23 protein-coding genes are annotated in these 23,884 nt (G+C 71.3%); 15 read left to right on the top strand and 8 right to left on the bottom strand.

Annotation, left to right across the window (positions count from 1 at the left end; all coding sequences use genetic code 11):
• The 4 genes from ABII15_RS09475 to ABII15_RS09460 all read left to right on the top strand — a co-directional run bounded on the left by ABII15_RS09475 (nt 1) and on the right by ABII15_RS09460 (nt 3,370).
• On the top strand, nt 1–198 hold the full coding sequence (locus ABII15_RS09475; protein WP_353941840.1) for a helix-turn-helix domain-containing protein: 198 nt from the start codon (nt 1–3) through the stop codon (nt 196–198).
• The gene (locus ABII15_RS09470; protein ID WP_353941839.1) at nt 198–1,439 is read left to right on the top strand and encodes a site-specific integrase; all 1,242 of its coding nucleotides are present in this window, start codon (nt 198–200) and stop codon (nt 1,437–1,439) included. The genes ABII15_RS09475 and ABII15_RS09470 overlap by 1 nt, the downstream gene beginning before the upstream one ends.
• A 201-nt stretch (nt 1,440–1,640) precedes the next feature.
• Nucleotides 1,641–2,198 carry a SigE family RNA polymerase sigma factor gene (locus ABII15_RS09465; protein ID WP_353941838.1) on the top strand — a complete coding sequence of 186 codons (558 nt, stop codon included), beginning with the start codon at nt 1,641–1,643 and terminating at the stop codon, nt 2,196–2,198.
• Complete coding sequence (locus ABII15_RS09460; protein WP_353941837.1) at nt 2,195–3,370, top strand: WD40 repeat domain-containing protein; 1,176 nt, start codon at nt 2,195–2,197, stop codon at nt 3,368–3,370. Before ABII15_RS09465 ends, ABII15_RS09460 begins: the two co-directional genes overlap by 4 nt.
• Here ABII15_RS09460 and dapA read toward each other — a convergent pair.
• On the bottom strand, nt 3,357–4,271 hold the full coding sequence (gene dapA / locus ABII15_RS09455; RefSeq protein WP_353941836.1) for a 4-hydroxy-tetrahydrodipicolinate synthase: 915 nt from the start codon (nt 4,269–4,271) through the stop codon (nt 3,357–3,359). The genes ABII15_RS09460 and dapA overlap by 14 nt on opposite strands.
• 230 nt (nt 4,272–4,501) lie before the next feature.
• Here dapA and ABII15_RS09450 point away from each other — a divergent pair, with 230 nt between their 5' ends.
• From ABII15_RS09450 to ABII15_RS09425, 6 genes are all read left to right on the top strand, one after another.
• On the top strand, nt 4,502–4,762 hold the full coding sequence (locus ABII15_RS09450) for a hypothetical protein (protein WP_353941835.1): 261 nt from the start codon (nt 4,502–4,504) through the stop codon (nt 4,760–4,762).
• Nucleotides 4,716–5,648 (top strand): aminoglycoside phosphotransferase family protein, encoded by a 933-nt coding sequence (locus ABII15_RS09445; RefSeq protein ID WP_353941834.1) that lies wholly within the window; start codon nt 4,716–4,718, stop codon nt 5,646–5,648. Before ABII15_RS09450 ends, ABII15_RS09445 begins: the two co-directional genes overlap by 47 nt.
• Before the next feature lie 72 nt (nt 5,649–5,720).
• Entirely contained in the window at nt 5,721–5,876 is a 156-nt protein-coding gene (locus tag ABII15_RS09440; protein ID WP_353941833.1) for a hypothetical protein, read from the top strand.
• Entirely contained in the window at nt 5,873–6,553 is a 681-nt protein-coding gene (locus tag ABII15_RS09435) for a hypothetical protein (protein ID WP_353941832.1), read from the top strand. The genes ABII15_RS09440 and ABII15_RS09435 overlap by 4 nt, the downstream gene beginning before the upstream one ends.
• A 66-nt stretch (nt 6,554–6,619) precedes the next feature.
• On the top strand, nt 6,620–7,246 hold the full coding sequence (locus ABII15_RS09430) for a winged helix-turn-helix domain-containing protein (protein WP_353941831.1): 627 nt from the start codon (nt 6,620–6,622) through the stop codon (nt 7,244–7,246).
• 6 nt (nt 7,247–7,252) lie between these two features.
• Nucleotides 7,253–8,023 (top strand): SRPBCC domain-containing protein, encoded by a 771-nt coding sequence (locus ABII15_RS09425; protein WP_353941830.1) that lies wholly within the window; start codon nt 7,253–7,255, stop codon nt 8,021–8,023.
• An 18-nt stretch (nt 8,024–8,041) separates the two neighbouring features.
• Here ABII15_RS09425 and ABII15_RS09420 read toward each other — a convergent pair whose 3' ends face one another.
• Nucleotides 8,042–9,904: an endonuclease/exonuclease/phosphatase family protein gene (locus ABII15_RS09420; RefSeq protein WP_353941829.1), complete on the bottom strand. Its 1,863-nt coding sequence runs from the start codon at nt 9,902–9,904 to the stop codon at nt 8,042–8,044.
• Between the two features lie 285 nt (nt 9,905–10,189).
• On the opposite strand from ABII15_RS09420, the gene ABII15_RS09415 reads away from it, so the two are divergent.
• Nucleotides 10,190–11,638, top strand: a complete 1,449-nt coding sequence (locus tag ABII15_RS09415; RefSeq protein ID WP_353941828.1) for a hypothetical protein — start codon at nt 10,190–10,192, stop codon at nt 11,636–11,638.
• Nucleotides 11,639–12,239: 601 nt separating this feature from the next.
• Here the strand turns inward: ABII15_RS09415 and ABII15_RS09410 are convergent.
• The 4 genes from ABII15_RS09410 to ABII15_RS09395 all read right to left on the bottom strand — a co-directional run bounded on the left by ABII15_RS09410 (nt 12,240) and on the right by ABII15_RS09395 (nt 15,136).
• The gene (locus ABII15_RS09410; RefSeq protein ID WP_353941827.1) at nt 12,240–12,686 is read right to left on the bottom strand and encodes a hypothetical protein; all 447 of its coding nucleotides are present in this window, start codon (nt 12,684–12,686) and stop codon (nt 12,240–12,242) included.
• 11 nt (nt 12,687–12,697) lie between these two features.
• Nucleotides 12,698–13,855, bottom strand: a complete 1,158-nt coding sequence (locus ABII15_RS09405; RefSeq protein WP_353941826.1) for a hypothetical protein — start codon at nt 13,853–13,855, stop codon at nt 12,698–12,700.
• 70 nt (nt 13,856–13,925) lie between these two features.
• The gene (locus tag ABII15_RS09400) at nt 13,926–14,144 is read right to left on the bottom strand and encodes a hypothetical protein (RefSeq protein WP_353941825.1); all 219 of its coding nucleotides are present in this window, start codon (nt 14,142–14,144) and stop codon (nt 13,926–13,928) included.
• Nucleotides 14,145–14,371: 227 nt separating this feature from the next.
• The gene (locus ABII15_RS09395) at nt 14,372–15,136 is read right to left on the bottom strand and encodes an SDR family oxidoreductase (RefSeq protein ID WP_353941824.1); all 765 of its coding nucleotides are present in this window, start codon (nt 15,134–15,136) and stop codon (nt 14,372–14,374) included.
• 114 nt (nt 15,137–15,250) lie between these two features.
• Here ABII15_RS09395 and ABII15_RS09390 point away from each other — a divergent pair, with 114 nt between their 5' ends.
• Nucleotides 15,251–16,705 carry an alkaline phosphatase PhoX gene (locus ABII15_RS09390; protein ID WP_353941823.1) on the top strand — a complete coding sequence of 485 codons (1,455 nt, stop codon included), beginning with the start codon at nt 15,251–15,253 and terminating at the stop codon, nt 16,703–16,705.
• Nucleotides 16,706–16,709: 4 nt separating this feature from the next.
• Here ABII15_RS09390 and ABII15_RS09385 read toward each other — a convergent pair whose 3' ends face one another.
• A complete protein-coding gene (locus ABII15_RS09385; protein ID WP_353941822.1) occupies nt 16,710–18,185 on the bottom strand; it encodes an amino acid permease in 1,476 nt (491 codons plus the stop codon).
• Between the two features lie 501 nt (nt 18,186–18,686).
• Here ABII15_RS09385 and ABII15_RS09380 point away from each other — a divergent pair.
• On the top strand, nt 18,687–20,264 hold the full coding sequence (locus ABII15_RS09380) for a TROVE domain-containing protein (protein WP_353941821.1): 1,578 nt from the start codon (nt 18,687–18,689) through the stop codon (nt 20,262–20,264).
• A 48-nt stretch (nt 20,265–20,312) separates the two neighbouring features.
• On the opposite strand, the gene ABII15_RS09375 is transcribed toward ABII15_RS09380, so the two are convergent.
• Complete coding sequence (locus ABII15_RS09375; protein WP_353941820.1) at nt 20,313–21,776, bottom strand: MFS transporter; 1,464 nt, start codon at nt 21,774–21,776, stop codon at nt 20,313–20,315.
• Between the two features lie 161 nt (nt 21,777–21,937).
• Between ABII15_RS09375 and ABII15_RS09370 the strand changes: the two genes are divergently transcribed.
• Nucleotides 21,938–22,531: a helix-turn-helix domain-containing protein gene (locus ABII15_RS09370; protein WP_353941819.1), complete on the top strand. Its 594-nt coding sequence runs from the start codon at nt 21,938–21,940 to the stop codon at nt 22,529–22,531.
• 87 nt (nt 22,532–22,618) lie between these two features.
• On the top strand, nt 22,619–23,842 hold the full coding sequence (locus ABII15_RS09365; RefSeq protein WP_353947002.1) for a TerD family protein: 1,224 nt from the start codon (nt 22,619–22,621) through the stop codon (nt 23,840–23,842).
• Nucleotides 23,843–23,884 lie beyond the last annotated feature (42 nt).

The raw sequence follows: 23,884 nt of genomic DNA, 5'->3' as shown, positions 1-23,884 counted from the left end.
GTGAAGCGTGCCCTGCCTGAGCGCTACCTGCCCCCGACAGACGTTGCTGACCTGCTCGGCGTCCCGGTCGAGACCCTTTATCAGTGGCGTCGCAAGGGCACTGGTCCCAAGGGATTCCGCGTTGGCCGGCACGTTCGCTATCACCCCGGAGACGTGCGCTCCTGGGTGGACTCCCTGATGGAAAGAGCGGCTGCCTGATGGCCGGGCACATCCAGGACCGCTGGTTCAAGGTCGAGATCGGCCCGGACGGCAAGCCCCGGAGGGTCAAGAGCGACCGCTACGGCGTCGGCCTCCGCTACCGAGCCCGGTACATCGGCCCGGACGGCTCGGAAAAGTCCAAGAGCTTCCCGGACAAGCAGAAGCGCAAGGCTGACACCTGGCTGGCCAACATCGAGGCGGACGTATCCCAAGGGCGCTACATCGATCCCTCGGCCGGAGTGGTGACCTTCGAGCAGTACGCGAAGACCTGGATGGCGGCGCTCACCACGGACCCCGTGACGCGCGAGAGCGTCGAGATCCGCCTACGCGTGCACGCCTTCCCCTTCTTGGGAGATCGGCCCATGGCGTCCTTCCGGCCGTCGCACCTCCGCGTGTGGATGAGGCAACTCGAAGCGACTGGCCGCGCTGCCTCCTACCGGCGCTCGATCTTCGCGAACGTCTCGGCGGTCTTCACGGCGGCCGTAGAGGACCGCATCATCGCCGAGAACCCTTGCCGGGCTCGATCGGTCCGCGCGCCGCGACTGGACCCGCGCAAGATCAAGCCGTGGACCGCGGACCGCGTGATGCAGCTGCACGAGACCCTGCCCGATCAGTACCAGGAGACGACCTCGGTCGGCGCGGGCTGCGGACTGCGGCAAGGGGAGATCTTCGGGCTGGCCGTCGAAGACATCGACTTCCTCGGCGGCACCCTGCACGTGGTCCGACAGGTGAAGCTCCTCCAGGGGACCCGTCCCGTATTCGGGCCTCCCAAGGGCGGCAAGGAACGTGACGTCCCGCTGCCCGAGACCGTGGCGTTCGCGCTCGCCGCTCACATCACCCGGCATCCGCCGGTACAGGTGACCTTGCCCTGGAAGACCCTCGATGGGCCCGCTGTCACGGCCTCGCTCATCTTCGTCACCGTGACGGGCAAGCCGCTCAACCGCACGCGCTTCAACGAGAAGGTGTGGCAACCGGCTCTCCGCACCGCTGGCGTGCCCTCCGGCCGCGAGAACGGGATGCACGCGCTCCGGCACTTCTACGCCTCCGTCCTCCTCGACGCGGGCGAGAGCATCAAGGCCCTGAGCGAATACCTCGGCCACCACGACCCGGCCTTCACGCTCCGCACGTACACGCACCTGATGCCGTCTAGTGAGGCCCGGACCCGGGCCGCCGTAGATCGCGTATTCCGCGGGGAGGACGTAACGTACGACGGCCCGGAGACGGCCCAGGGGGAGGATTGAGTGCCTGACCTGCTGCGTCATCAGAACAGCCACAACTGACCGCCTCAGGCCCCACGGGCGGCCCGCACCGGATCTCCGGTGCGGGCCGCCCGTGGCATGTACGGCGAAAGATTTTCGGTGGGGTGGCATAGCAGGGGGCGTTCACAGGCGTCACCAAGGTCAGGAGCACCACGTCGGTGGTGGGGGAGAGGGAAGGTGTCGATGGATGCCGTGCACGATCAGGGCGCGGAGAGTTTCCGGGAGTTCGTGGCCGGTCGGTCGTCGGCGCTGCTGAAGACCGCCGTGCTGCTCAGCGGCGGCGACCGGCACGCGGGCGAGGATCTGTTGCAGAACGCGCTGATCAAGGTCGCGGGGAAGTGGAACCGGGTCGAGGACCCCGAGGCGTACGTGCGACAGGTTCTCTACCGGCAGCAGATCGGCCGGTGGCGGCTGAAATGGCCCAAGAGGGAGGTCAGTTACGGGGAGGTGCCGGACAGCGCCGCCGGTGAGGGGAGCGCCTCGGCAGCTGATCTGCGGGTCGTCGTGCGCGAGGCCCTGGGCCGGCTCACCGGCCGCCAGCGCGCCGTGCTCGTCCTGCGCTACTTCGAGGATCTGCCCGAGGCGGACGTGGCCCGGCTCCTGGGCTGTTCCGTCGGTACCGTCCGCTCCACCACCCACCGGTCCCTGGCCAAGCTGCGCGCCCTCGTGCCGGAGCTGGGGCCCGGCGCCGCCGGACCGTCGCCGTCCCGTGACTACGCGCCCGTGGAGGTGCGCCCGTGAACGTCGAAGAGGTACTGAAGGACACCTTGCGCGAGCAGGCCGACGGCACCGGTCCCGCCGCGCCCGACCTGGCTGACCGGGTGCTCGTGGCCCGGCGCCGCCGCCGGGGACGTACCGCCGTGACGGCGGTGCTCGCGGTGACCGCCGTCGTGGCCGCGGCCGTGCTGGTGCCCCGGGCCCTGGAGGACGAGGACCGGACCGCGGGCGTGCTCGGCACCGAGGACGTCATCGCGCACGCCGACCAGTCGCCCCCGCGCGACGTGATCGCTGCGGGACGCTCGGCACTGGCCGCCTTCCAGACGTACAAGAGGGTGAAGCTGGACGGCGGCGACGTCGAACTGACCCGCACCTACGGTGTGCTCGACCCGACCACGAAGACCTACCGCAAGACCACCCGCTGGTCCTGGCTGACCGTCGCCCCCGGCCTGCGCACCGCCGCCGTGCTGGAGCGGAAGCTGCCCGCCGACCGGATCGGGATCCTCGACCTCGCCACCGACAAGGTCGTGCGGTGGATCGCCGTCGACCACAAGGTGGCCGCGGTCGCGTTCTCGCCCGACGGCGGCAGGCTCGTCGCGACGACGTACGAGAAGGACCCGGACCACTGGACGACCGGGTCCGGGATGACCGACGGCGGCGAGCCGGGACCGCAGGCCTCGACCCGGACCGGTTTCTACGTCCTCGATGCCGACAAGGGCGAGGGCAAGTGGCACGCGGTGTCCGCCGACGAGTCGAACAGCAACGCCCGCCAGGACTTCGTCTTCAGTCACGCCGGGAACCTCGTGCTCAGCGACGCCATGGGCAGCGGTGCGTACTACGACCTGAAGGGCAGGGAGGCGGCGGTCCCCGACAACGCTCTGCACTTCCAGCCGTACGTCGACCAGGGCATCTCCCCGAACGGCACGCTGGTGATCCAGGACGGTGGCGCCGTGCTCGACGCCCGGAGCGGGACACCCGTCGACCAGCTGTCCGTGCAGACGCCGCTGGCCTGGGCGGACGACGACCGGGTCATCGCCTGGGGTTGCGATCCCAAGAAGTGCGACAAGAAGGGCGAGTTCCGCAATCAGTTGCTGCTCGTCACGCTGCACAGCCACAAGACGGTCCCGCTGAGCGACTTCAGGAAGGCATCGGCGGACTATCCGGGCCGCTGGTACCCCCAGTTCACGACGCGCTGACCAACTCCTCGTACACCCCGAGCAGCCCGTCGGCCACCTCCTGGCCGGCGGGCCGCAGGGGTGCCCGGACCGGGCCGCCGCCCGGCAGGCCGAGTGCGGTCAGGAGGGCCTTCACGGTGACGGTGCCGGGCAGCCCTGCGTTCATCACCGCCTGCGTCAGCGGCACCGTCAGCCGCTGGCGGCGGGCGGCCTCGGCGGTGTTCCCGGCGTCGTACGCGTCGACGATCGCGCGGAAGGCGCGGGGCGCGGCGTTCGCGACCGTCGAGACGTAACCGGCGCCGCCCAGCGCGTACAGCGCGAGCACGTACTCGTCGCAGCCCGTGTAGTACGCCAGGTCGGTGGCGGCCATGACCCGCTGCGTGCCGAGCAGGTCGTAGGCGCAGTCCTTCACGGCGACGATCCGCGGATGCGCGGCGAGCCGGATCATGGTCTCCGGCTCGATACGGGTGCCGGTGCGGCCCGGGATGTCGTACAGCATCACAGGTACGTCGACGGCGTCGGCCAGCTCGCGGAAGTGGGCCTCCACGGCGTCCTGCGGCGGCCTGCTGTAGTACGGGGTGACCACCAACAGGCCTTCGGCTCCCGCGTGTTGGGCCTGTCTGGCCAGGGCGAGCGTGTGCCGGGTGTCGGACGTGCCGACACCCGCGAGGACCGTGGCCCGGCCGTCGGCCGCCTCGCGCACCGCCCGGATCAGGTCCGCCTTCTCCGCGTCCGTCGTGGTGGGGGACTCCCCGGTGGTCCCGGACAGGACGAGCCCCTCGCAGCCCTCGGCCACCAGCCGGTCGGCCAGCCGCTGCGCGGCGGTCAGGTCCAGGGCGCCGTCGTCGGTGAAGGGGGTGACCAAGGCGCACAGGGCGCGGCCGAACGGGCTGCGGGGGCTTCGCGGGGCGGTGGTGTCCATGGGTGCAGTTTCGGCCGCCCGACGGTGAAGCTCCACTTAAATTCTCTACGAGGTGATGTGAAGCGTTGCTTAAGTGGGAGGAGGGTGACGCGGTTTTTTCTGTTGACTTGGCCGGTTCTGGCCTTGTTTTGGCCTAAAGGAGTACTTCAGTGAGATCGGCCGGAATCCGATGAACTGCACAGCAGGTGTTCTGAGTACTAGCGGTTCATGCGGTTCACGAAGGGGTTGTGGTGCGAGACGTGGTCTATGCCCTGGCCATGCCCGCGCTGATGTGCGCGAGTGGGATCTACGCGGCCGGTGCCGCCTGGTGGCGGCGCAGGCGTCCGGCGCCACCGCCGTACTCGCAGGCCGGGCTGCGGCTCGCCGGTGAGCGCGCGGTCGTGGTGGCCGAGGCGATCGTGGCCGACGAGTTCGCGCTGTGCGCCGGTGGCATAAAGTTCCCGGATGATCGAAGTGCCGGAGGCGTTCGCGCGCGGGACCGTCGCCCGTGAAGGAGAGCCCGGGGCGGCCTGGATCGCCGAACTCCCGCATCTCGTCGCGGAGTTGCTGGAGCGGTGGCAGTGCGTGCCCGACGGAGCCGTGCTGCACGGCGGGGTCGGTGTCATCGTGCCCGTGCGACGGCGGGGCGGGACGCCCGCGGCGCTGAAGGTGTCCTTCCCGCACCCCGGCAACGTCCACGAACCGGATGCCCTGGAGCTGTGGGACGGGCACGGCGCCGTGCGGCTCCACGAACGCGCCGACGACCGCTTCGCGATGCTCCTGGAACGGGCGGCGGGGCCGACCCTCGCCGAGTGCGGCGAACCCGACACGATGATGTCCGTCGCGGGCCGCCTCAGCCGACGGCTCGCCGTGCCCGCACCGCCCGAACTGCCCCGCCTGCGCGACCGCGCCGACGAGTGGGAGACACAACTCCGCACCGACGAGGACGAGTTCGCTCATCCGCTGCCGTCGCGGATGGTCGCGGTCGCGTTCGACACCGTGCGCGATCTCGGACGGGACCAGCCCGGTCTGCTCGTCCACGGCGACCTGCACGCGAGGAACATCCTGCGCGCCGGACGCGAACCCTGGCTGGCCGTCGATCCGAAAGGGTGCGCGGGCGACCCCGCCTACGACGCCGGTACGGTCATCAAGGCACACCTGCTCTTCCTTCTGGCGGAGGACGACCTCGACAAAGCCGTCCGGCGCAGCCTGGACATCTTCACCGACGCCGCCGGCCTCGACCGCGACCGCGTCCGGCGCTGGTGCCAACTCCGCGCAGTCCAGACCGTGTTCTGGGCGCTGCGGTACGGCCCCGGCCGCGAGCGCCCCGGGCTCGACCGCGACGGCGTCGTGGCGCTCGCCGGGCGGCTGGCCGCGCTGCTGACCGAGGAGGTCTGAGGCCCTGCTGCCAAATCGCCCCGTATGCGCCACCATGAAGGCGTAGCTCGCAGGCCGTTCAGGGGAGGCAGCATGAGGCTGGGCAAGGCACTCGCCACCGGGATCGCCGAGGAAGCGCCGCAGGAGGCCGTCGAGGTCGCCGCGGACCGTGAAGTCAGCCAGGATCAGCGGCAGTCGACGGGTGCGGCCGATGTGCCGGAGCCCCTCGAGGTTCCGGCCGTCCGATGAGACTCCGGCTCCCCGAGGAGAGCCCGAAGGAGCCGCCCACCGGATTCAAGATCGCCCACCCCGTGCTCCACACGGACGGTGGGCGCGCCGGTTTCCTGGGCGTCTCGCTCGGCGCGGCAGCGCCCTACGGAGTGCTCGACCAGGCGCGGTGCGTGTACGGGAGGCGGCACCGCGTTCCCCACCGGCGCTGCGACTGCGGGTTCCACTGTGTGCACGAACGCGCCGTCGCCGAGGGGCTGTTGGTGCTCGCCGAGCACCGCAAGACGGTCCTCCTCGAGGTCTCCGTGCTCGGTCGCTACATCCGGTTCGAGCAGGGCTTCCGCTACGCCCGGCAGCGGGTGCGCACCATGACCGTAGGACCGTGCCCGTGCGGCGCCGCGGCCTCCGTGCTCGCCGACGCCGGGTGGGGGCGCGACGGGCAGCGGGCCCTCGAAGCGGCGTGCGGCGGCTGTGCGGGCGGTCGGGCGCGCTGGACCCTCGCGACCTTCGCCGAGCGCGCGGGGCAGGGGCTGAAGGTGATCGCCGCGCCCGGTACGCAGCTCGCGGGCGACCTCCCCGGTACGCCGGAGCTGGTCGCCGAGGCGGCCCTGTTGCAGGCCCGGCTCGACTGGTTCCAGGGGCAGCTGGGCCGGCTCGGCGAGGCGCAGGGCGGAGGTGGGCCGGAGGCGCGGCCGTAGGGGACCGGGCGATCCGAACAGATTCTCCGCCTCGACAAAAAATGTTTTCGGTGGGACGGTGGAGTCATGTTCGACGTCACCGTCATCGAGGATCCGGCCGCCGCCGCGGTCTCGCTCGACCCCGTGCGGGCCCGGCTGCTCGCCGAGCTCGCCGCGGGGCCCGCGTCCGCGGCGATGCTGGCGCCCAAGGTCGGCCTGCCGCGGCAGAAGGTGAACTATCACCTGAAGACGCTGGAGAAGCACGGCTTGGTCGAGCTGGCCGGCGAGCGGCGCAAGGGCAATGTGACCGAGCGGCTGATGCGGGCGAGCGCCGCCAGCTACGTGATCTCGCCCGGGGCGCTCGGCGCGGTGCAGCCCGACCCGGAGCGGGACCGCGACCGGCTCTCCGCGCACTGGCTGATCGCGCTCGCCGCCCGCCTCCTGCGGGACATGGGCGCGCTGCTCACCGGCGCGGCGAAGGCCCGTAAACGGCTGGCGACGTTCGCGCTCGACGGCGAGGTGCGGTTCGCGTCCGCCGCCGACCGGGCGGCGTTCGTGGCGGAGCTGACGCAGGGTGTCGAGGGGCTGGTCCGCAAGTACCACGCGGCGGACGCCGCCGACGGGCGCGACCATCGCCTGGTGATCGCCCTGCACCCGAAGGTCCGTGACGAGGAACCCCGACTGCCCACCAGTGACCAGGAATTGACGGAGTGACAGGCCATGACTGACGAGAAGCGGCACGCCGAGAATGCCAAGAGCGGGAAAGAGTTCGAGATCCCCCGCGAGTTCGAGGTGGGCGCCTCGCCCGAGCAGGTCTGGGACGCCGTCACCCGGCACACCGACGGCTGGCAGTGGCCCATGGAGTTCGAGCCGAAGGAGGGCGGCGCGGGCCCCTTCAACTCCGTACTGACCGCGTGGGAACCGCCGCACCGGCTCACCGTCCGCTCCGACGACCCGGAGGCGCTGCCCCCGTTCCAGACGAGCAACCAGCTCGACTACACGGTCGAGCCGAGGGACGGCGGCACCCGCTCCTGGGTCCGTTACGTGCACAGCGGCATCTTCGTCGACAACTGGGACGACTACTACGACGGCGCCGACAAGCACACCGACTTCTATCTGCACACCCTGCGCCAGTACGTGACGCACTTCGCGGGCCGCACGGCAGCCTTCTCCAGCCTCGACGCCCCGGCCGCCTCGGCGACCGAGGCGGCCCTCGCCGCCGTGGGCCGTGCGCTGAACCTGCCGGAGGACGCCGCCGCGGGGGCGCGGGTCCGGGTCCAGGGCCCGGACGGGACGACCCTGGACACCGTTCTCGACTACCGCAACGACTGGTTCATCGGTCTGCGCACCGACACCGCGCTCTACCGGATCTTCGGCCGCGGCCGCTGGGGCGCCCCCGTCGGCGTCACCGTTCACGACTTCGCGCGGGACGCCGACGCCGACCGGAACGCGGACGACTGGAGCGCCTGGCTCACGGCTCTCTTCCGCTGAGCCGGGCCGCCCGGCACGTCACGGGCGCAGGCGCAGCACCTGCGGGTCGTGGTCGCTGATCTGATCGTGGAACTCGCTGTTGATGTGCACGCTGTCGTACTGGAAGGCGCCCTTCCACCGGATCGACGGGCTGACCAGGATCTGGTCGAGGACCTGGCTGTTGCCCTGGTAGTCGTACGTGTAGCGCTCGCTCTTCGGCAGCGACTTGATCGCCGACCAGAGCGCGCCGCCGTTCTCCAGGAGCTTCGCCGTGTCCGAGAACTCGAAGTCGTTGATGTCGCCGAGCGTGATCACGTCGGCGTCCTTCTGGACCTTCAGGATCTCCTTCACGAAGGAGTTCACGGCCGTCGCCTGCGCGTGGCGCTGCGTCTCGGAGCTGCGCGCCGGCGGCTGGTACTGCGAGGTCAGGCCCTGGTCGCCGCCCTTCGACGCGAAGTGGTTGGCGATGACGAAGACCGTCTTTCCGCGGAAGGTGAACTCGCCGGCCAGCGGCTTGCGGCTGTTCGTCCAGGCCGCGTTCGCCGGGTCGACACGGCCCGGCGACGCGGTGAGCGCGGCCTTGTTCTTGCCGGCGCGGGTCACGCCGACCGCCGTCGTCGCGTCGCCGCCCGCCCGGTCGGTGAAGGAGACCCGCTCCGGGTTGAACAGGAACACCTGGCGGATGTTGCCGCCCGGCTCGCCGCCGTCGGCGTTGTTCACCGGGTCGATGGAGCGCCACTCGTAGCGCGGGCCGCCCGCCGCGACGATCGCGTCGATCAGCTTGGCCATCGTCCGGTCGGCCGCGACGGTGCCGTCGTTCTTCGCGCCGTTGTTGTCCTGGATCTCCTCCAGGGACACGATGTCGGGGGAGCGGAGGTTGTCGACGATGGCGGCGGCGTGCTCCTCGAAGGTGGCGTCACCCGGGTCGAGGTTCTCGACGTTGTACGTCGCCACGGCCAGCTCGCCCGACTTCTGCGCGCGGGTCGTCTCGCGGGTCAGCCCCGACTTCTCCAGACCGCCCAACTCCCGTGCCACGAGCGTGTATCCGCCGAAGGAGTTGTAGTCGAGCGGGCCCTCGGTGGTGCCGGTCAGCACGTCACCGACGTCGGCGACCGGGAAGTCGGCCGTCGCGCCGAGCGACTGGACCTGGATTCGGCCCGTGTTCTGGGACTCGTACGAGCCGTAGCGGGTGCCGCCGCGCTTCGTCGCGTTCTCGTGCGGCTTCACCGTGACCCACAGCTCCGTGTACGGGTCCGACGCGGTCACCACCCGCGACGAGCCGATCCGGACGTTCTGGCCCTCCAGGGACTCGTAGTAGTCGAGGGCGTACTTCTTCGGCTGGAGCGGCAGGCCGTTGACCGAGCCGTTCGCGGCGCTGTCGCCCGCCGGGGTGTAGGCGTCCGGGACGGACTTCGCGCTGATCGTCGTCACCGGGACCGGGTTGCCGGACGAGACGACCGTCACCGTCGGCTTGGTTATCTCGGTCAGCGACTGGTTGCCGGACGAGGCGCCGCCCGGCACGTACTCGGTGACCGTGCCGGAGACGGTCACTGCGTCACCGGCCTTCACGGTCGGGGCCGAGCCGGTGAAGACGAAGACGCCCTCACTGGTCGCCGGGTCGGCGTCCGGGTTCGGGTCCTGGAACCAGAAACCCTTCGACGAGCCGTACGTACGGACACCGGTCACCACGCCGGGGACGTCCGCGACCGCCTGGCCGGCCAGCGGGGAGACGCGGGTGCTGCCCTGGATGTCGTGGATGGCGACCGTGGCGGCGTGCGCGGGGGCCGTCACCACGACCGCACAGGTCGCGCAGCTCGCGGTGGCGACGGCGAGCGCGGCCAGGCGCGAACGGGTACGCGCGGAGTACGCGGGCGATACGGACGATACGGATCTGCTCGACAAGGAATGCCTCCGGGGGCGTGCGTGTGGCGAGCGCCGGGACGAGGGTGGAGCGGGGCGCGGGCGGGACGGGGGTCCGTTCCGGCCCGTGCTTCCGACTGACTACTGCCTGTCTACGTCTACGCGCGTCAATCTCTTTCCTGGGCAGGGGAGTTGTCAAGGTTTTCCGGGTGTCCCACAGGCGAGCGAAACCTGACGGGTACATGAACTGGGCGGCAAAGGGTCAAATCCGTCTACGCTGAACCGTCGCAACGCATGACTCTTGTACGGCCCGAGGAGAACCAGCCGATGTCAGACAGCTCCCCCCTGCCGCCGGTGCGGCTGCCCGCCGAAGCGGAGCTGGCGCGGGACGCCCTCGCCAGCCCCCTGCTGTCGCGCGCGGTGCAGCTCGCGCGCTGGGCCGGACCGGACACCCGGGTCGGCGCGGGCGGCGAACTCGTCGAGGAGCAGCTGCCCGCCGCCGCTGCCGAGCTGGGGCTCTCCGGCGCCGGTGCCGACGACGGCGAGGCCGCCGCGTACGCGAGCGAGGCCTGGCGGATCGCCGTCGACACGGGGCTCGTGGAGATCGTCGACGAGGAGCAGGGCACCGTCACCGTCGGCGAGGAGCTGGGCGTGCTCACCTCCGGCGGCCCCGCCGACATCCTCGGCCTGTGGCTCGGCGCGCTCGACAGCGTGCTCGCCGACGCCTCCGTGCCGGACCTGGAGGATCTGGTCGGCGCCATGGAGGAGGGCGGCGAGATCGACTTCTCGCAGCTCGACTGGGACCCCGACGCGGAGTCCGAGTTCCTGGACGGCGTCCTCGCCAATCTGTATCTGCTGACCGTCGCCGAGGGCGGCGCGGGCGAGGGGCCCGTGCCGCTGCCCGCCCTCGCCGCGTCGATGATCGTCCCCGACGACATGGGGGAGCCCACCGACGACATCCTGGAGCAGGTGTCGGACGCGATGATGCGGCTCGACGACCAGTTCCGGCTGCTCGATCCGGTCGGGCTCGTGGAGTTCCAGCCGGTCGACGAGGCGCTGATGGCCGACATCGACGAGGCGGCCGAGACCGTCGCCGAGCCGGTCGACGACTCCGACGTCTCCCGGTACGGCATGGTGCGGCTCACTCCGCTCGGGCTGTACGGGATCCGGGCGCGGATGCTGGAGGCCGGGGTGGACGCGCCGGCCGTCGGTGACCTCGCGGACAAGGGGGCCGACGTGCTCCTCGACAGCACGTCCGGGTTCCCGCAGGCGGCCGCCCAGGCCGAGATCGAGCTGTGGCTCGCGCGGCGTGAACCGCTGGGGGCGGCGCGGGAGTTGCTGGGGGCGGCGCGCGGGGCCGACGAGGGGGCGCCGTTGCGCAGGCTGCGGTGTCAGCAGGCGTTGTCCCTGGTAGGGGGCGGGGCCGAGCCGGCGCTCCGGGAGGTTCTCGACGATCCCGAGCTCGGGGGGCTGGCCCGGGTGTGGCTCGCCGAGCACGGGTTCGGCGATGTTCCGGCGCCCTCGGAGGACCTGGTCTTCTGGCTCACCGTCGACACCATCGCGGCGCAGCTCTCCCTGGAGGGGAACTCGGACGAGTTGCAGGCGCTGGTGGAGGGGCTTGCCGCGCAGCACAGCGGGTTCTTCGCTGCCGCGTGGCGGGTCGATCATCCGGCCACGCCGGATGTGCTGGAGGCGATGGGGCGTCTGCATCCCGACAAGCGGGTTGCCAAGGAGGCGCGGAAGGCTGCCTTCAAGGCGCGGTCTGCTGCGCAGTAGGCGGGTGTCGTTCGTCTGCGGCGCCGGTGGGGGCTGGTCGCGCAGTTCCCCGCGCCCCTGTTGGGTCGTCGGTCGGGTGCCGGCCGGTGGGGCTTCTCGCGCAGTTCCCCGCGCCCCTTTTTCGGTTGTCGTTCGTGTGCGGGCCGGTGGCCGCTTCTCGCGCAGTTCCCCGCGCCCCTGAGATGCGCACTTCGTGCGGCATCTCATCAGAGAGGCGCGCCTCGGACGGCCTTCCCTCGGAGAGGCGCGCCTCTGGATGGCCTTTCCTGGGAGAGGCGCGCCTCCGACGGCCTTCCTTCAGAGAGGCGCGCCCCTGGATGGCCTTTCCTCGGAGAGGCGCGCTCCCGGATGGCCTTCCTTCGCAGAGGCGTGCCCCCGGATGGCCTTTCCTCGGAGAGGCGCGCGGAGCGCAGCCTCGAGGGGAGGCTGCGCGGAGCGCATGCCTCAGGGGCGCGGGGAACTGCGCGGTCAGCCGCGACGGTGGCGTGCGTGACGGCTGGTTTTAGGGGCGCGGGAAGCGGTCACCGGGGCACGCGCGGAGCGCAACGGTGGGGATCAGGGCGGGGCGGCACCGCGAAAGTGCCGGCCCGCCGTGCACCCGCTAGCTGAGATAGCGCGTCGTGTGCTTGAAGGATGACGTCGCGCCGTCGAAGCCGTACGTACCCCGGTACGCCGGCGGATTCTGGTAATCCCCGACGATGGTGATGGTGTTGGCGCAGGAGCCCTGCCCGGCCCGCTTGGCGTCGATCCGGATCGAGTCGCCGATGAAGCCGCCCGTGATGTCCCACGGCGCCCCGCAGATGCCGGACGTGATCTGGCCCCCGGTCACCACGTAGGGATGCGTGTTCGGATTGACCTGAGCGGTGATGCCGAACGTGACGGTCCCGTTGTTCAGCTCCAGCCTGCAGTCGACGGACACCGCCTCGGCGGACACGTCGGCCTGCGCGGCGAACGCCTCGTCGCGGGTCTTGACCTCCGCGCCCTGCGGGTTGTGGAACCGGTGCTCGGCGCGTGACGGGCTCTTCTGCCTGCGTGCCTGAGTGGTCATGACGTCACCCCCTATGCCAGCTGCTCGGCGATCTCGACGCGCAGCAGCGCGCGGACGTTCTCGATGTGGTTGGCGACCGTGACCTGCGAGGAACCGGCGAAGAGCAGGCCCACCGCGACGTTGTCGAGGGAGGTCACCAGGGAGCCGGAGTCGCCGCCGGCCGACATGTTCGTGGTGAGGATCTGGTCCTTGAAGCGGGCCGTGCCCGCGGTGCCGTAGTTGACGTCGATCGTCGAGTCGACCGCGATGATCCGGCCGAAGGAGATGTTCGTCGTGCGGCCGGTCTTCTTCACGAGGTCGCCGACCGCGACATTGGCCCTGCGCCGCCAGGCACGCGGCGCGCCGCTGAAGTACTGCTCGCGCGTGGCGTCCTGGAACTGGACCTCGCCCAGCGCCGCGTCGACCACGTTGTTGTGCTGGTCGATCGGGGTCGTCGGGGCGAACTGGATGGTGATGAACCGGGACAGCGTGGCGATCCGGTCCGCCGGGTTGCTGCCTCCGTCGAACGTGCCGGGCTGGAGGATGACGCTGCCCAGCTGCGCCCGGTTGGCGTCGGCGAGCACGTGGTTGTTGGACAGGACGTAGAACTTGGCCGGGGTGCCGAGGCCGGGCCCCGGCGGGTCCACGGTGGCGCCCGGCAGGAAGTCGTAGACCACGCTGCCCAGGGTGCCCGCGGTGATGGCCACGTTGCCGACCGAGAAGCCGGCCGGACACGGCCGCATCCGGCGGACCAGGACCTGCGGCTCGAAGCTCGCGAGGCCGCCCAGCTCCTCCAGCATCGGCTGGCCCATGCCGCCGAGCTGCTGGGTGACGCCGCCGTCGGGCCCGTAGCCCATCTCCTGCTGACGTGCCCCGGCGCCCGGCCGGCTCTGCCGCCGCTGGGCGGAGATCTGGCCGACGGCCACGATGTCGGTGGGGGTGCCGTCATCCATCTGACGCGGGATCACATCCCGCTCGGGCAGCATGGATTCGGGCACCTTCTGGGTCACGAAGACCAGGACGGCCGGTTCACCGGTGGGCCGGCCGTCGACCCATTTCACGCCGTGGCCGTAGCCGACCACGTTGGCCAGCGGCTGTTCGCGCCGCAGGAAGTCGCTCTGTGCCTGCCGACGGGAGCTGTCGCTGAGCTGACCGCCGGCCGGGCCTCGCATCAATTCGGGCTGGCTCACGCCAGACCACCTCTTCCCCTGACGTGCACATGGATGCCGTGCACTGCTGTGCGGGGGTTCCCGGAGCCGGTCAGCGCCCTTCGGGCGGTTCGCCGGGCGTCCCGTCCCGGGACCGGACGTCGCCGATCGCGAGCACGCGCACCGGTACGCCGTCCAGCTCCTCGGGAACCACGTCGTCCGCGGGGAGCCGGTCCGGGGGCACCTTCCGGGTGACGAAGACGACGATCACGTCCGTCCCCGAGTGCTCGTCCCTTCCGATCCCGACTCCCGTGACGTTGGCCAGCTTCATCAGCCGGCTCTCATGGAGGGTGCGCGCCCGCCGTGCGTCCACTCGGCTCGCCACCCCCTCAGCGGGTGATGCGGTGATGCGGTGATGCAGGTAGGGCCTGTCTAGTGACGGCCGGGAAGGCGGTCAAGACGTTCTGCGCGAAATCTTGGGTTTACCGGTGGGATGCGCCTGTTGACCTTCTTTACGAAGATTCTTCCGATGTCTGCGGGAAAGCGCTGTCAGGGCTGTCAGGTCCGCAGGTAGGAGGCGCCGTTGAGGTCCAGGACGGTTCCCGAGGCCCACTGCGCCCCCGGCGACGCCAGCCACAGCACGGCCCCGGCGATCTCCTCGGCCGAGGCGACGCGGCCGAACGGACTCTGCGCCCGCACCTCGTCCGTCAGCCGGTGCGCCACCCGCTCCGTCTCGATGAACCCGGGCGCCACCGACGCCACCCCGATCCCGTGCGGCGCGAGCGCGACCGCGAGGGACTGCCCGAGCGCGTGCACGGCGGCCTTCGTCGCCCCGTACGCCGGGTGGTCCGGCTCGCCCTTGAAGGCACCGCGCGAGCCCACGTTGACGATCCGGCCGCCCGTGCCCTGCTCGATCATGCGGTGCGCGGCCAGATGGCTCAGGTGCGCGGTGCCGAGCAGATTCACCGCCACATGGCGCTGCCACAGCTCCGACCACTCCTCGTACGAGGTGGTGGCGGGCGGGTGCGGCAGGTTCACGGCCGCGTTGTTCACGAGGACGTCGATCCCGCCCAGACCCTCGGCCGCCCGCCCCGCGATCGCCGCCGCGCCCGCCGGGTCCGCCAGATCGCCCCCGACGAGCACGTGCCCGGTGCCGGTCAGCGAGTCGAGGGTGGCGCGGGCCTCCGCCTCCCGGGAGCCGTAGTGCACCGCCACCCGATCGCCGCCCGCCGCGAACGCCTGTGCCAGCGCCCGGCCCAGGCCGCGCGAGGCGCCGCTCACCAGCACGCGCCGTCCGGATTCCGGCAGGTTCACTGAAGTCATGAAAGGGGGCCCCTCGGCTTAGGACGGTGTTCAACCGCCGTTTATACGCGAGCGAGAACGTGTGGCCGAAACAGGCCCGCCCCCCGCTACACCATCACAACGGGAGACAGCCACATGTCGCTCACTCGCAGGGACTTCGCCAGACGCTCCGCGGCCACCGGTGCCGGAGTCGCCCTGGCCGGCTCCGTCGGCGCCCTCGCCACCGCGCCGAACGCGCTCGCGGCCACGGACCACGGTCACGACCACGACCACGGGCACGATCACGACCACCACCACGAGCACGGCGTCGGCTACGGACCGCTGATCCCCGACCCGGCCGGCCTGCTCGCGCTGCCCGCCCACTTCTCGTACAAGGTCATCACCTACAGCGGGAAGACCAAGCTGGAGTCCGGCGAGTTCACCCCGTCCAACCACGATGGCACCGCCACCTTCGAGGGCCCGCGCGGCACCACCCTCCTCGTCAACAACCACGAGCTGGCCGGCGCCCGCGCCGACTGGCCGCACCCGGTGCCGCTCACCGAGGGACTCGTCTACGACCCGGGGGCGGCCGGCGGCTGCACCGTCGTCGAGGTCCGCCGCGGCGGCGAGGTCGCCGAGTGGGTCGGCATCGCCGGCACCGCCACCAACTGCGCGGGCGGCTCCACCCCCTGGGACACCTGGCTGACCTGCGAGGAGACCGAGGACAAGGCCGGCTCCAAGGGCTTCACCAAGGACCACGGCTACGTCTTCGAGGTCGACCCCGCCGACCGGCGCGCCAACCGCTCGCCCAAGCCGGTCAAGGCGCTGGGCCGGTACGCCCACGAGGCCGTCGTCATCGACCCCAAGAACGGCCAGGCGCTGCTCACCGAGGACGCGTCGAGCCCCAACGGCCTGCTGTACCGCTGGGTGCCGCCGCACGGCTTCAAGCACGGGCGCGGTCGCTTGCGTACCCTCGCCGACGACGCGGGCGTCCTCCAGGCGTTCAAGTGCTTCGACTCCGGCGGCCGGTTCGTCGACGACCTCTCCCGCGCCACCAAGATCGGCACGGTCTACGGCGTCGACTGGGTCGAGGTCCCCGATCGCGACGCCAAGACCGTCTCCACCCGCAAGCAGTTCAAGGACGGCGAGGTCACCCGCGCCCGCAAGCTGGAGGGCATGTGGTGGGGTGACGGCGGCGCGTACATCGTCTCCTCCTTCGCCCGCACCGAGAGCCCCGTCCAGCACGACGGCCAGGTCTGGTTCTACGACCCCAAGCGCCGCACCCTGACCCTGAAGGTGCTGCTCGGCGTGAACCCCGACCCGTCGAAGGACGGCGCGTTCGACGGCCCGGACAACATCACCGTCTCGCCCTACGGCGGTCTGGTCATCGCCGAGGACGGCGAGGGCGTCCAGCACCTGTTCGGCGCGACCGAGAAGGGCCGTACGTACCCGATCGCGCGCAACGAGCTGAACATCGGCACCGAGGAGGACCCGGAGTACAGCGAGTTCACCGGCGTCACCTTCTCGCCCGACGGACGCACGCTGTTCGCCAACATCCAGACGCCCGGCATCATGCTCGCCATCACCGGCCCCTGGAAGCGCCAGCGCTAGTCGCTCAGCTCAGCGGGTCCACCGGCGGCGCCTCGCGCTCCGCGGCGATCCGGTGGACCCGCCGCCGCACCGCGTACCAGCCGATCAGCAGTGCGGCGGCGATCGGGATCAGGGTGAGGACCGTGTCCCGGCCCGCGCCGTCCGTGTCGAACCACATCATGACGACGACCGCCAGCAGGAAGGCGATCGTCGACAGCTCGATCCACGGCGAGGCCCACAGCCGGAACGCGGGCCGGTGCACCAGGCCCTGCTTCGCGCGCCGCACGAACAGCAGATGACAGACCATGATCATCGACCAGGTGGAGATCACGCCGAGCGAGGAGATGTTGGTGACGATCTCGAACGCCTTGTCGGGCAGCCACGCGTTGAGCGCGACGCCGAGCAGCGCCACCACCGCGACCAGCAGGATCCCGCCGTACGGGACATGGCTGCGGCTCATCCGGGCGGTGAAGGACGGCGCCGAGCCCGCCATCGACATCGAGCGCAGGATGCGGCCGGTCGTGTAGAGCCCGGAGTTGAGCGACGACAGCGCGGCGGTCAGCACCACCAGGTTCATGATGCCGCCCGCCGAGGGCACCCCGATCTTCGACAGCACCGTCACGAACGGGCTCTCGCTCGCCGAGTACGACGTCCAGGGCAGCATCAGCGTCAGCATCACGACCGAGCCGACGTAGAAGACCGCCACCCGCCACATGATCGAGTTCACCGCGCGCGGCACGACGGTCGCCGGGTCGGCGGTCTCGCCCGCCGTCACGCCGACCATCTCCACGGCCGCGTACGCGAAGATCACGGTCTGGGTGATCAGCACGACCGGCCAGATGCCCAGCGGGAACATGCCGCCGTTGTCGGCGATCAGGGAGATGCCCGCCGGGTGACCGTCGACCGGCTCGCGCGAGACGAGGAAATAGATCCCGATCAGCAGGAAGATCACCAGTGCGGCGACCTTGACGATCGCGAACCAGAACTCCATCTCGCCGAACGCCTTCACCGAGATGAGATTGACCGTGAGGACGATCCCCAGGGCGATCGCCGCGAGCACCCATTGCGGCACCGAGGTGAAGAGCGACCAGTAGTGCACGTACACCGCGGCCGCCGTGATGTCCGCCATCCCCGCGGTCGACCATTGCAGGACGTACATCCAGCCCGCCGCGAACGCGCCCTGCTCGCCCAGGAACTCACGCGCGTAACTCACGAACGAGCCGGACGACGGCCGGTGCACCACCAGTTCGCCCAGCGCCCGTACGACGAAGAAGGCGAACACCCCGCACACGAGATAGGCGATGGCGAGCGCGGGCCCGGCCTTGGCGAGATTTCCGCCCGCGCCGTAGAGCAGCCCGGTGCCGATCGCACCGCCGATCGCGATCATGCTGATGTGGCGGGGCTTGAGCGTCTTGCTGTAGCCGAGGTCACCGGCGTCGGCGACGCCTTCGGCGGTGGTCGGGTCGTCGAGCCGCGAGTCTGGATTCCTGTCCTGGTGCACGCGGGGAACTCTCGCAAAATAAATGCCTGGCATGGCTGATGCGCGCCGCCGTACAGTCGTTCTTGTCCAGGTGCGACAGGCAGGACCTACTTCCACTCATCATGGGGAGGCCGCGGGTTCGATTCCCGCCGCCGGCATTTCGAGCCGGTGTAGCTCAGTGGCAGAGCACCATCCGTCGGTTCCGCCGGCCTCGATCTCTGGACGCATGCATTCTTCGCACCTCCCGGTGCGAAGGCCACGGCTCCTTCTCTCGACAAGAAACCGACGCCGTGGCCGGTCTGATCTCGGGAGGCGCAGCAGATGGTGTGTGCCCGGTGCGCAGACAACGGGTACTTCCTGGAACTGGCGGTTGCGGGTTCGAATCCCGTCGGTGACTTCGGGTCGCCGTAGCTCAAATGGCGAGAGCACCAGACTGTTTCCGTCGTCGATTCCCGACCTCGGGCACGCTCCATTCGCTGTGCCTCCCCCTGTGCGCATCTCAAGAATTCGGGGGGAATTCTCATGGCTCGTTACAACCGCAAGGGCGCCAAGCAGGCGCTGCGTTCCGTCGTCCGCACCACCGGCCGCACCGTGCGCACGCACGAGGGCGGCGCCGGCTTCGAGCGGGACGCCCGCTCCGAGCTCTTCCTGCTCGCCGTCGCCAACTTCGTCTCCCAGCGCACCTTCTACGAGGACGGCGCGGACCGCGACGACCGGTTCGCCGCGCTCGTGCGCGGGCTGGCCGTGAGCGACCCGGAGTGGACCGCGGGCCTGCTCGGCTGGCTGCGCGGCGAGGGCAACATGCGTACGGCGTCGGTCGTGGGCGCCGCCGAGTACGTGAAGGCACGCCTGGACGCCGGCGCGAGCGACGGGCCGTCGAACCGGGCGGTCGTCGGCTCCGTGCTGCGCCGCCCCGACGAGCCCGGCGAGCTGCTCGGCTACTGGACGCAGACGTACGGGCGTGCCGTCCCCAAGCCGGTCAAGCGCGGCATCGCCGACGCCGTGCGGCACCTGTACCACGGCAAGGCGCTCCTGAAGTACGACACCGCGTCCAAGGGCTACCGCTTCGGCGACGTCCTCAACCTGGTGCACGCGGCGCCCGACCCGGCCAAGCCGTGGCAGGGCGAGCTGTTCCGGTACGCCCTCGACCGGCGCCACCACCCCGACACGGCCGTGCCCCCGGCGGGCAGCGACGTCCTGCGCGCCCACCGGGAGCTGATGGCCCTGCCGGTCGCCGAGCGGCGCTCCGTGCTGCTCGCGCCCGACGGCGCCGAGCGGCTCGCGGCGGCGGGTGTGACGTGGGAGGCGCTGGCGGGCTGGCTCCAGGGCCCGATGGACAAGGCGGCCTGGGAGGCCGTGATCCCGTCCATGGGCGCGATGGCGCTGATCCGCAACCTGCGCAACTTCGACGAGGCGGGCGTCTCGGACGAGGTCGCGGCGCGGGTCGCCGCCAGGATCTCCGACCCGGCCGAGGTGGCGCGCTCGCGGCAGTTCCCGTTCCGCTACCTCGCCGCGTACCAGCACGCCCCGTCGCTGCGCTGGGCGTACCCGCTGGAGACGGCGCTCGGCCACTCGCTGGCCAACGTGCCGTCCCTGAAGGGCCGTTCGCTGATCCTGGTGGACCGCTCCGGCTCCATGTGGAGCCCGCTGTCCGAGCGGTCGCGGCTCAACCGGGCGGACGCGGCCGCCGTGTTCGGCGCGGCGCTCGCGCTGCGGGCGGAGCGGGCCGACCTGGTGCAGTTCGGCACGGGCAGCACGGACGTGATGTACCGCAAGGGCGAGTCCGTCCTGAAGGTCCTGGAGCGCTTCGGTGACCTGGGCGGGACGAACACCGCCGAGGCGGTCCGGCGCCACTACCGCGGCCACGACCGGGTGCTGATCGTCACCGACGAGCAGGCGCACTACAGCCGGCACGGCGACCCGACCGGGCAGGTCCCGGCGCGGGTCCCGGTCTACACCTGGAACCTGGCCGGGTACCGGGCGGGCCACGCGCCCTCCGGTTCCGCGAACCGGCACGCGTTCGGCGGGCTCTCGGACGCGGCGTTCCGGATGGTGGCGCTGCTCGAGGCCGGGCGGGACGCGGACTGGCCCTGGATGTAGCGGGGTCGAGCGGCTCGGGCCGCTCGACCCGGCTCCTCGTCCGCCGGGTCAGCCGGGTTGCCGGGCGCGGAGGGTGTGCGGCCGGTCGCGCCGGCGGGACCGTAGCCCCACCGCGATCACCAGCAGGGCCCCCGTCGCGATCAGGGCGCCCACCCCGAACGCCCTCGTCGCCCCGTGCACCAGGATCGCGTCCGCCGACCCGTGGGCGTGGCGCGTCGCCGTGCCGTACACCGTGACCAGCGCCGCGAGGCCCAGCGTGCCGCCCAGCCACTGGAACGTCTGGAGGAGGCCCGAGGCCGCGCCCGCCTCGGCCGGGGTGATGTCCTTCAGGATCGTCGCGTTCAAGGGCATGAAGCTCAGGCCGACGCCCGTGCCGAGCAGCAGCATCGGGCCGAGCAGGCCGGTCGCGAAACCGTCTCCGGTGCCGAGGCGGCTCAGCCAGGCGCCGGTCGCGATCATCAGGAGCGATCCGGTGACCAGGAGCGGCTTGGGGCCGAACCGGGCGAGCAGACGCGGCGCGCACCGCACCGTCGCGAACACCGCCACGGTCAGCGGCAGGAACGCGAATCCCGCCTTCAACGGGCTGTAGTCCAGGACCTGTTGGACGTAGAGCGTGAGGAAGTAGAAGGCGCCGAAGTTCCCGGCCGGAAGCAGCAGGATGACCGCGTAGGCGGCCGCGCGGTCGCGGTCCCTGAACAGGGCGAGCGGGGCGATGGGCTGCCGGGCGCGCGACTCGGTCCAGAGGAATCCGGCGAGCAGCGCGGCCGCCGAGAAGAAGCAGGTCAGGGCGAGTGTGTCGGTCCAGGAGCTGTCCGAGACGCGGAGGAAGGCGTAGACGAGGAAGAACATCCCGGCCGTGCCGGTGACGGCGCCCGTGGTGTCGAACCGGCCGTTGTGGCGCGGGGTTTCGCGGACCGTGCGCGGCAGGGCGAGGGCGAGCGCCACCCCGATCGGTACGTTGATCAGGAGCGACCACCGCCAGGAGGCGAGGTCGGTGAGGGCACCGCCGAGGACCAGACCGATGGAGGCGCCGATGCCGGCCATCGAGGAGTAGACGGCGAGGGCGCGGTGGCGGGCGGGGCCGTCGGCGAAGTGGGTGGTGATCAGGGCGAGGGTGCTGGGCGCGATCAGTGCGGCGCCGACGCCCTGGACGGCGCGGGCGGCCAGCAGTAACGCGCCGTCGGTGGCGAGGCCGCCGCACAGCGACGCGGCGGCGAAGACCAGGACGCCGCCGGTCAGGGTCCGGCGGCGGCCGAGGATGTCGCCCGCGCGGCCGGCCAGCAGGAGCAGGCCGCCGAAGGCGAGGGTGTAGGCGTTGAGGACCCAGGACAGGCCGGTGGGCGTGAAGCCGAGGGTGCGCCGGATGTCGGGGAGGGCGACGTTCACGACGGTGGAGTCCAGGCCCACCATCAGGTACGCGGTGACGATGAGGGTGAGGACCGCGCCGGGGCGCGTTACGGTGCGTTCCCCGGGGCTCGTGGACGTGGTGGCGGGCGGTGCGTCGGAGGACATGCTCGACTCCCGTACGGGGACGGTGGGTTGAGAGGCGCGCGGGCAGCCCGGACTGCCCGCGAGATGAAGCGGGGACTGTCTCCGTTTAGCTCCGGCTAACATACGGAGACAGTCCCCGGTTGTGCAAGGGGTTCTTGAAGGCACCCCCGGAGGAGGCAGACATGGCCCAGGTGGGAGCGGCCGGGCGACCGGCGAAGCCGAAGCGGGCGGACGCGCGCCGCAACTACGAACGGCTCCTGACGGAGGCCGCCGCGGCGTTCGCCGAGAAGGGGCCGCAGGCCTCGCTGGACGACATCGCCAAGCGGGCCGGCGTCGGTTCGGGCACGCTCTACCGGCACTTCCCGACCCGCGAGGCCCTCATGGAGGCCGTGTACGTCGACAGCTTCGAGGCGCTGGCCGAGCGGGCGAAGGCGCTGAGCGCCGAGCTGCCGCCGGGGGCGGCGCTCTTCGCCTGGCTCGAGGAGCTCGGCGACCAGACCGTGCGCGTGAAGGCCCTCAAGACGCTGCTCGGCGCGGTCGTCGCCGAGAACGGGGCGCCGATCGTCATTAAGTGCGGCCAGTGCCTCAAGACCGCGGCCGCCGAGCTGCTCGCCGCGGCGCAGGAGGCGGGCGAGATGCGGGCCGACCTGACCCATCTGGAGCTGCTGCGGCTCAATCACGCCGTCGTCGAGGCGGCCCAGCTGGCCGGGGGCGACCCGCGGGGCGTGACCCGCTACCGGCGGCTGATGCTGGAGGGCCTGCGGACCTCCGCGTAAGGGCGGGCCGGGGTAAGAGAACCGTAGAAAAGTCTTCGGTAAGGGAACGGTAAAGCGGAGCCGCTCGTTATCTGGGGCATGACCGCTATGACCCCCGGTTCGAACATCCCGCTCACGGCCCAGCGCGTGGCGGTGGACGTCACCGCTCCCGTGCGGCTCGACGTCTCGGGCCTGCTGCTCACCGCCGACGGTAAGGTGCGCTCGGACGACGACTTCATCTTCTACAACCAGCCCGCCGGGCCCGGTGTGACGTACGCGTCGGGCGGGGGCACGTCCCCCGACTCGATCACCGTGGACACCACGGCCGTGCCGCCCGGCATCGAGAAGATCGTCGTCACCGCGAGCCCGGACGCAGAAGGCCAGACGTTCCAGGGCATCGAGCCCACGGCCACGATCCGGAACGCGGACGACGGCTCGGTCCTCGCCACGTTCACCCCGCCGCAGCTCGGCACGGAGACGGCGCTGGTGGTCATGGAGGTGTACCTGAGGAACGGCGCGTGGAAGGCCCGCGCGGTGGGCCAGGGGTATGCGAACGGGCTGGCGGGCATCGCCACCGACTTCGGCGTCTCCGTCGAGGAGCCGGAGGCCGCGCCCGCCCCGGCTCCGGCCGCTCCGGTGACGTCGCCGCCCCCGCCGACCACGCCGCCGGTCGACCCGCGCATCGCGCCGCCCCCGCCGCAGACCGCCGCTCCCGCCGCGCCGCCCGCGCCGCCGGCCCCCGCCCCGGGTGCCGGGAAGATCAATCTGGACAAGGGGCGGGTCTCCCTCCAGAAGAACCAGACGGTGTCCCTGGTCAAGGGCGGCCGGCCGCTGCTGAGCCAGGTCAAGATGGGCCTCGGCTGGGAGCCCGCCTACCGGGGCAAGGACATCGACCTGGACGCGTCGGTCATCGCGTACGGGCCGCAGCGCAACCACGTGGACAGCTGCTACTTCGGCAAGCTGTCGATCGTGAACGGCGCGATCAAGCACTCGGGCGACAATCTCACGGGTGAGGGCGGCGGCGACGACGAGGTGATCGTCGTCGACCTGGGCCGCCTCCCGCAGGACGTCACGGGCCTGGTCTTCACGGTGAACTCGTTCTCGGGCCAGAAGTTCACCGAGGTCGCCAAGGCGTACTGCCGCCTGGTCGACGCGGCGACGGACGAGGAGCTGGTCCGCTTCGACCTCACGAACGCCGAGGCGCAGACCGGCGTCATGATGGCCAAGCTCATCAAGCAGTTCAGCGGTGAGTGGGAGATGACCGCGATGGGCGACTTCGTGAAGTCGCGGACCGTGCGGGGGATGGTGAAGCCCGCCGCCGCCGCGCTCTGAGGGCCGGCCCCTCCGGCGCCGCGACCTCGGCGCCGGAGGGGC

Source organism: Streptomyces sp. HUAS MG91 (genome assembly GCF_040529335.1).
Lineage (GTDB): Bacteria > Actinomycetota > Actinomycetes > Streptomycetales > Streptomycetaceae > Streptomyces > Streptomyces tabacisoli.
This window is presented reverse-complemented; position numbering and strand designations above follow the sequence as displayed.

Coding starts and splice junctions, on each gene's coding strand:
- ABII15_RS09470 (WP_353941839.1), top strand. CDS start 198: ATGGCCGGGCACATCCAGGACCGCTGGTTCAAGGTCGAGATCGGCCCG.
- ABII15_RS09465 (WP_353941838.1), top strand. CDS start 1,641: ATGGATGCCGTGCACGATCAGGGCGCGGAGAGTTTCCGGGAGTTCGTG.
- dapA (WP_353941836.1), bottom strand. CDS start 4,271: ATGGACACCACCGCCCCGCGAAGCCCCCGCAGCCCGTTCGGCCGCGCC.
- ABII15_RS09445 (WP_353941834.1), top strand. CDS start 4,716: ATGATCGAAGTGCCGGAGGCGTTCGCGCGCGGGACCGTCGCCCGTGAA.
- ABII15_RS09440 (WP_353941833.1), top strand. CDS start 5,721: ATGAGGCTGGGCAAGGCACTCGCCACCGGGATCGCCGAGGAAGCGCCG.
- ABII15_RS09435 (WP_353941832.1), top strand. CDS start 5,873: ATGAGACTCCGGCTCCCCGAGGAGAGCCCGAAGGAGCCGCCCACCGGA.
- ABII15_RS09430 (WP_353941831.1), top strand. CDS start 6,620: ATGTTCGACGTCACCGTCATCGAGGATCCGGCCGCCGCCGCGGTCTCG.
- ABII15_RS09425 (WP_353941830.1), top strand. CDS start 7,253: ATGACTGACGAGAAGCGGCACGCCGAGAATGCCAAGAGCGGGAAAGAG.
- ABII15_RS09415 (WP_353941828.1), top strand. CDS start 10,190: ATGTCAGACAGCTCCCCCCTGCCGCCGGTGCGGCTGCCCGCCGAAGCG.
- ABII15_RS09410 (WP_353941827.1), bottom strand. CDS start 12,686: ATGACCACTCAGGCACGCAGGCAGAAGAGCCCGTCACGCGCCGAGCAC.
- ABII15_RS09400 (WP_353941825.1), bottom strand. CDS start 14,144: ATGAAGCTGGCCAACGTCACGGGAGTCGGGATCGGAAGGGACGAGCAC.
- ABII15_RS09395 (WP_353941824.1), bottom strand. CDS start 15,136: ATGACTTCAGTGAACCTGCCGGAATCCGGACGGCGCGTGCTGGTGAGC.
- ABII15_RS09390 (WP_353941823.1), top strand. CDS start 15,251: ATGTCGCTCACTCGCAGGGACTTCGCCAGACGCTCCGCGGCCACCGGT.
- ABII15_RS09380 (WP_353941821.1), top strand. CDS start 18,687: ATGGCTCGTTACAACCGCAAGGGCGCCAAGCAGGCGCTGCGTTCCGTC.
- ABII15_RS09375 (WP_353941820.1), bottom strand. CDS start 21,776: ATGTCCTCCGACGCACCGCCCGCCACCACGTCCACGAGCCCCGGGGAA.
- ABII15_RS09370 (WP_353941819.1), top strand. CDS start 21,938: ATGGCCCAGGTGGGAGCGGCCGGGCGACCGGCGAAGCCGAAGCGGGCG.
- ABII15_RS09365 (WP_353947002.1), top strand. CDS start 22,619: ATGACCCCCGGTTCGAACATCCCGCTCACGGCCCAGCGCGTGGCGGTG.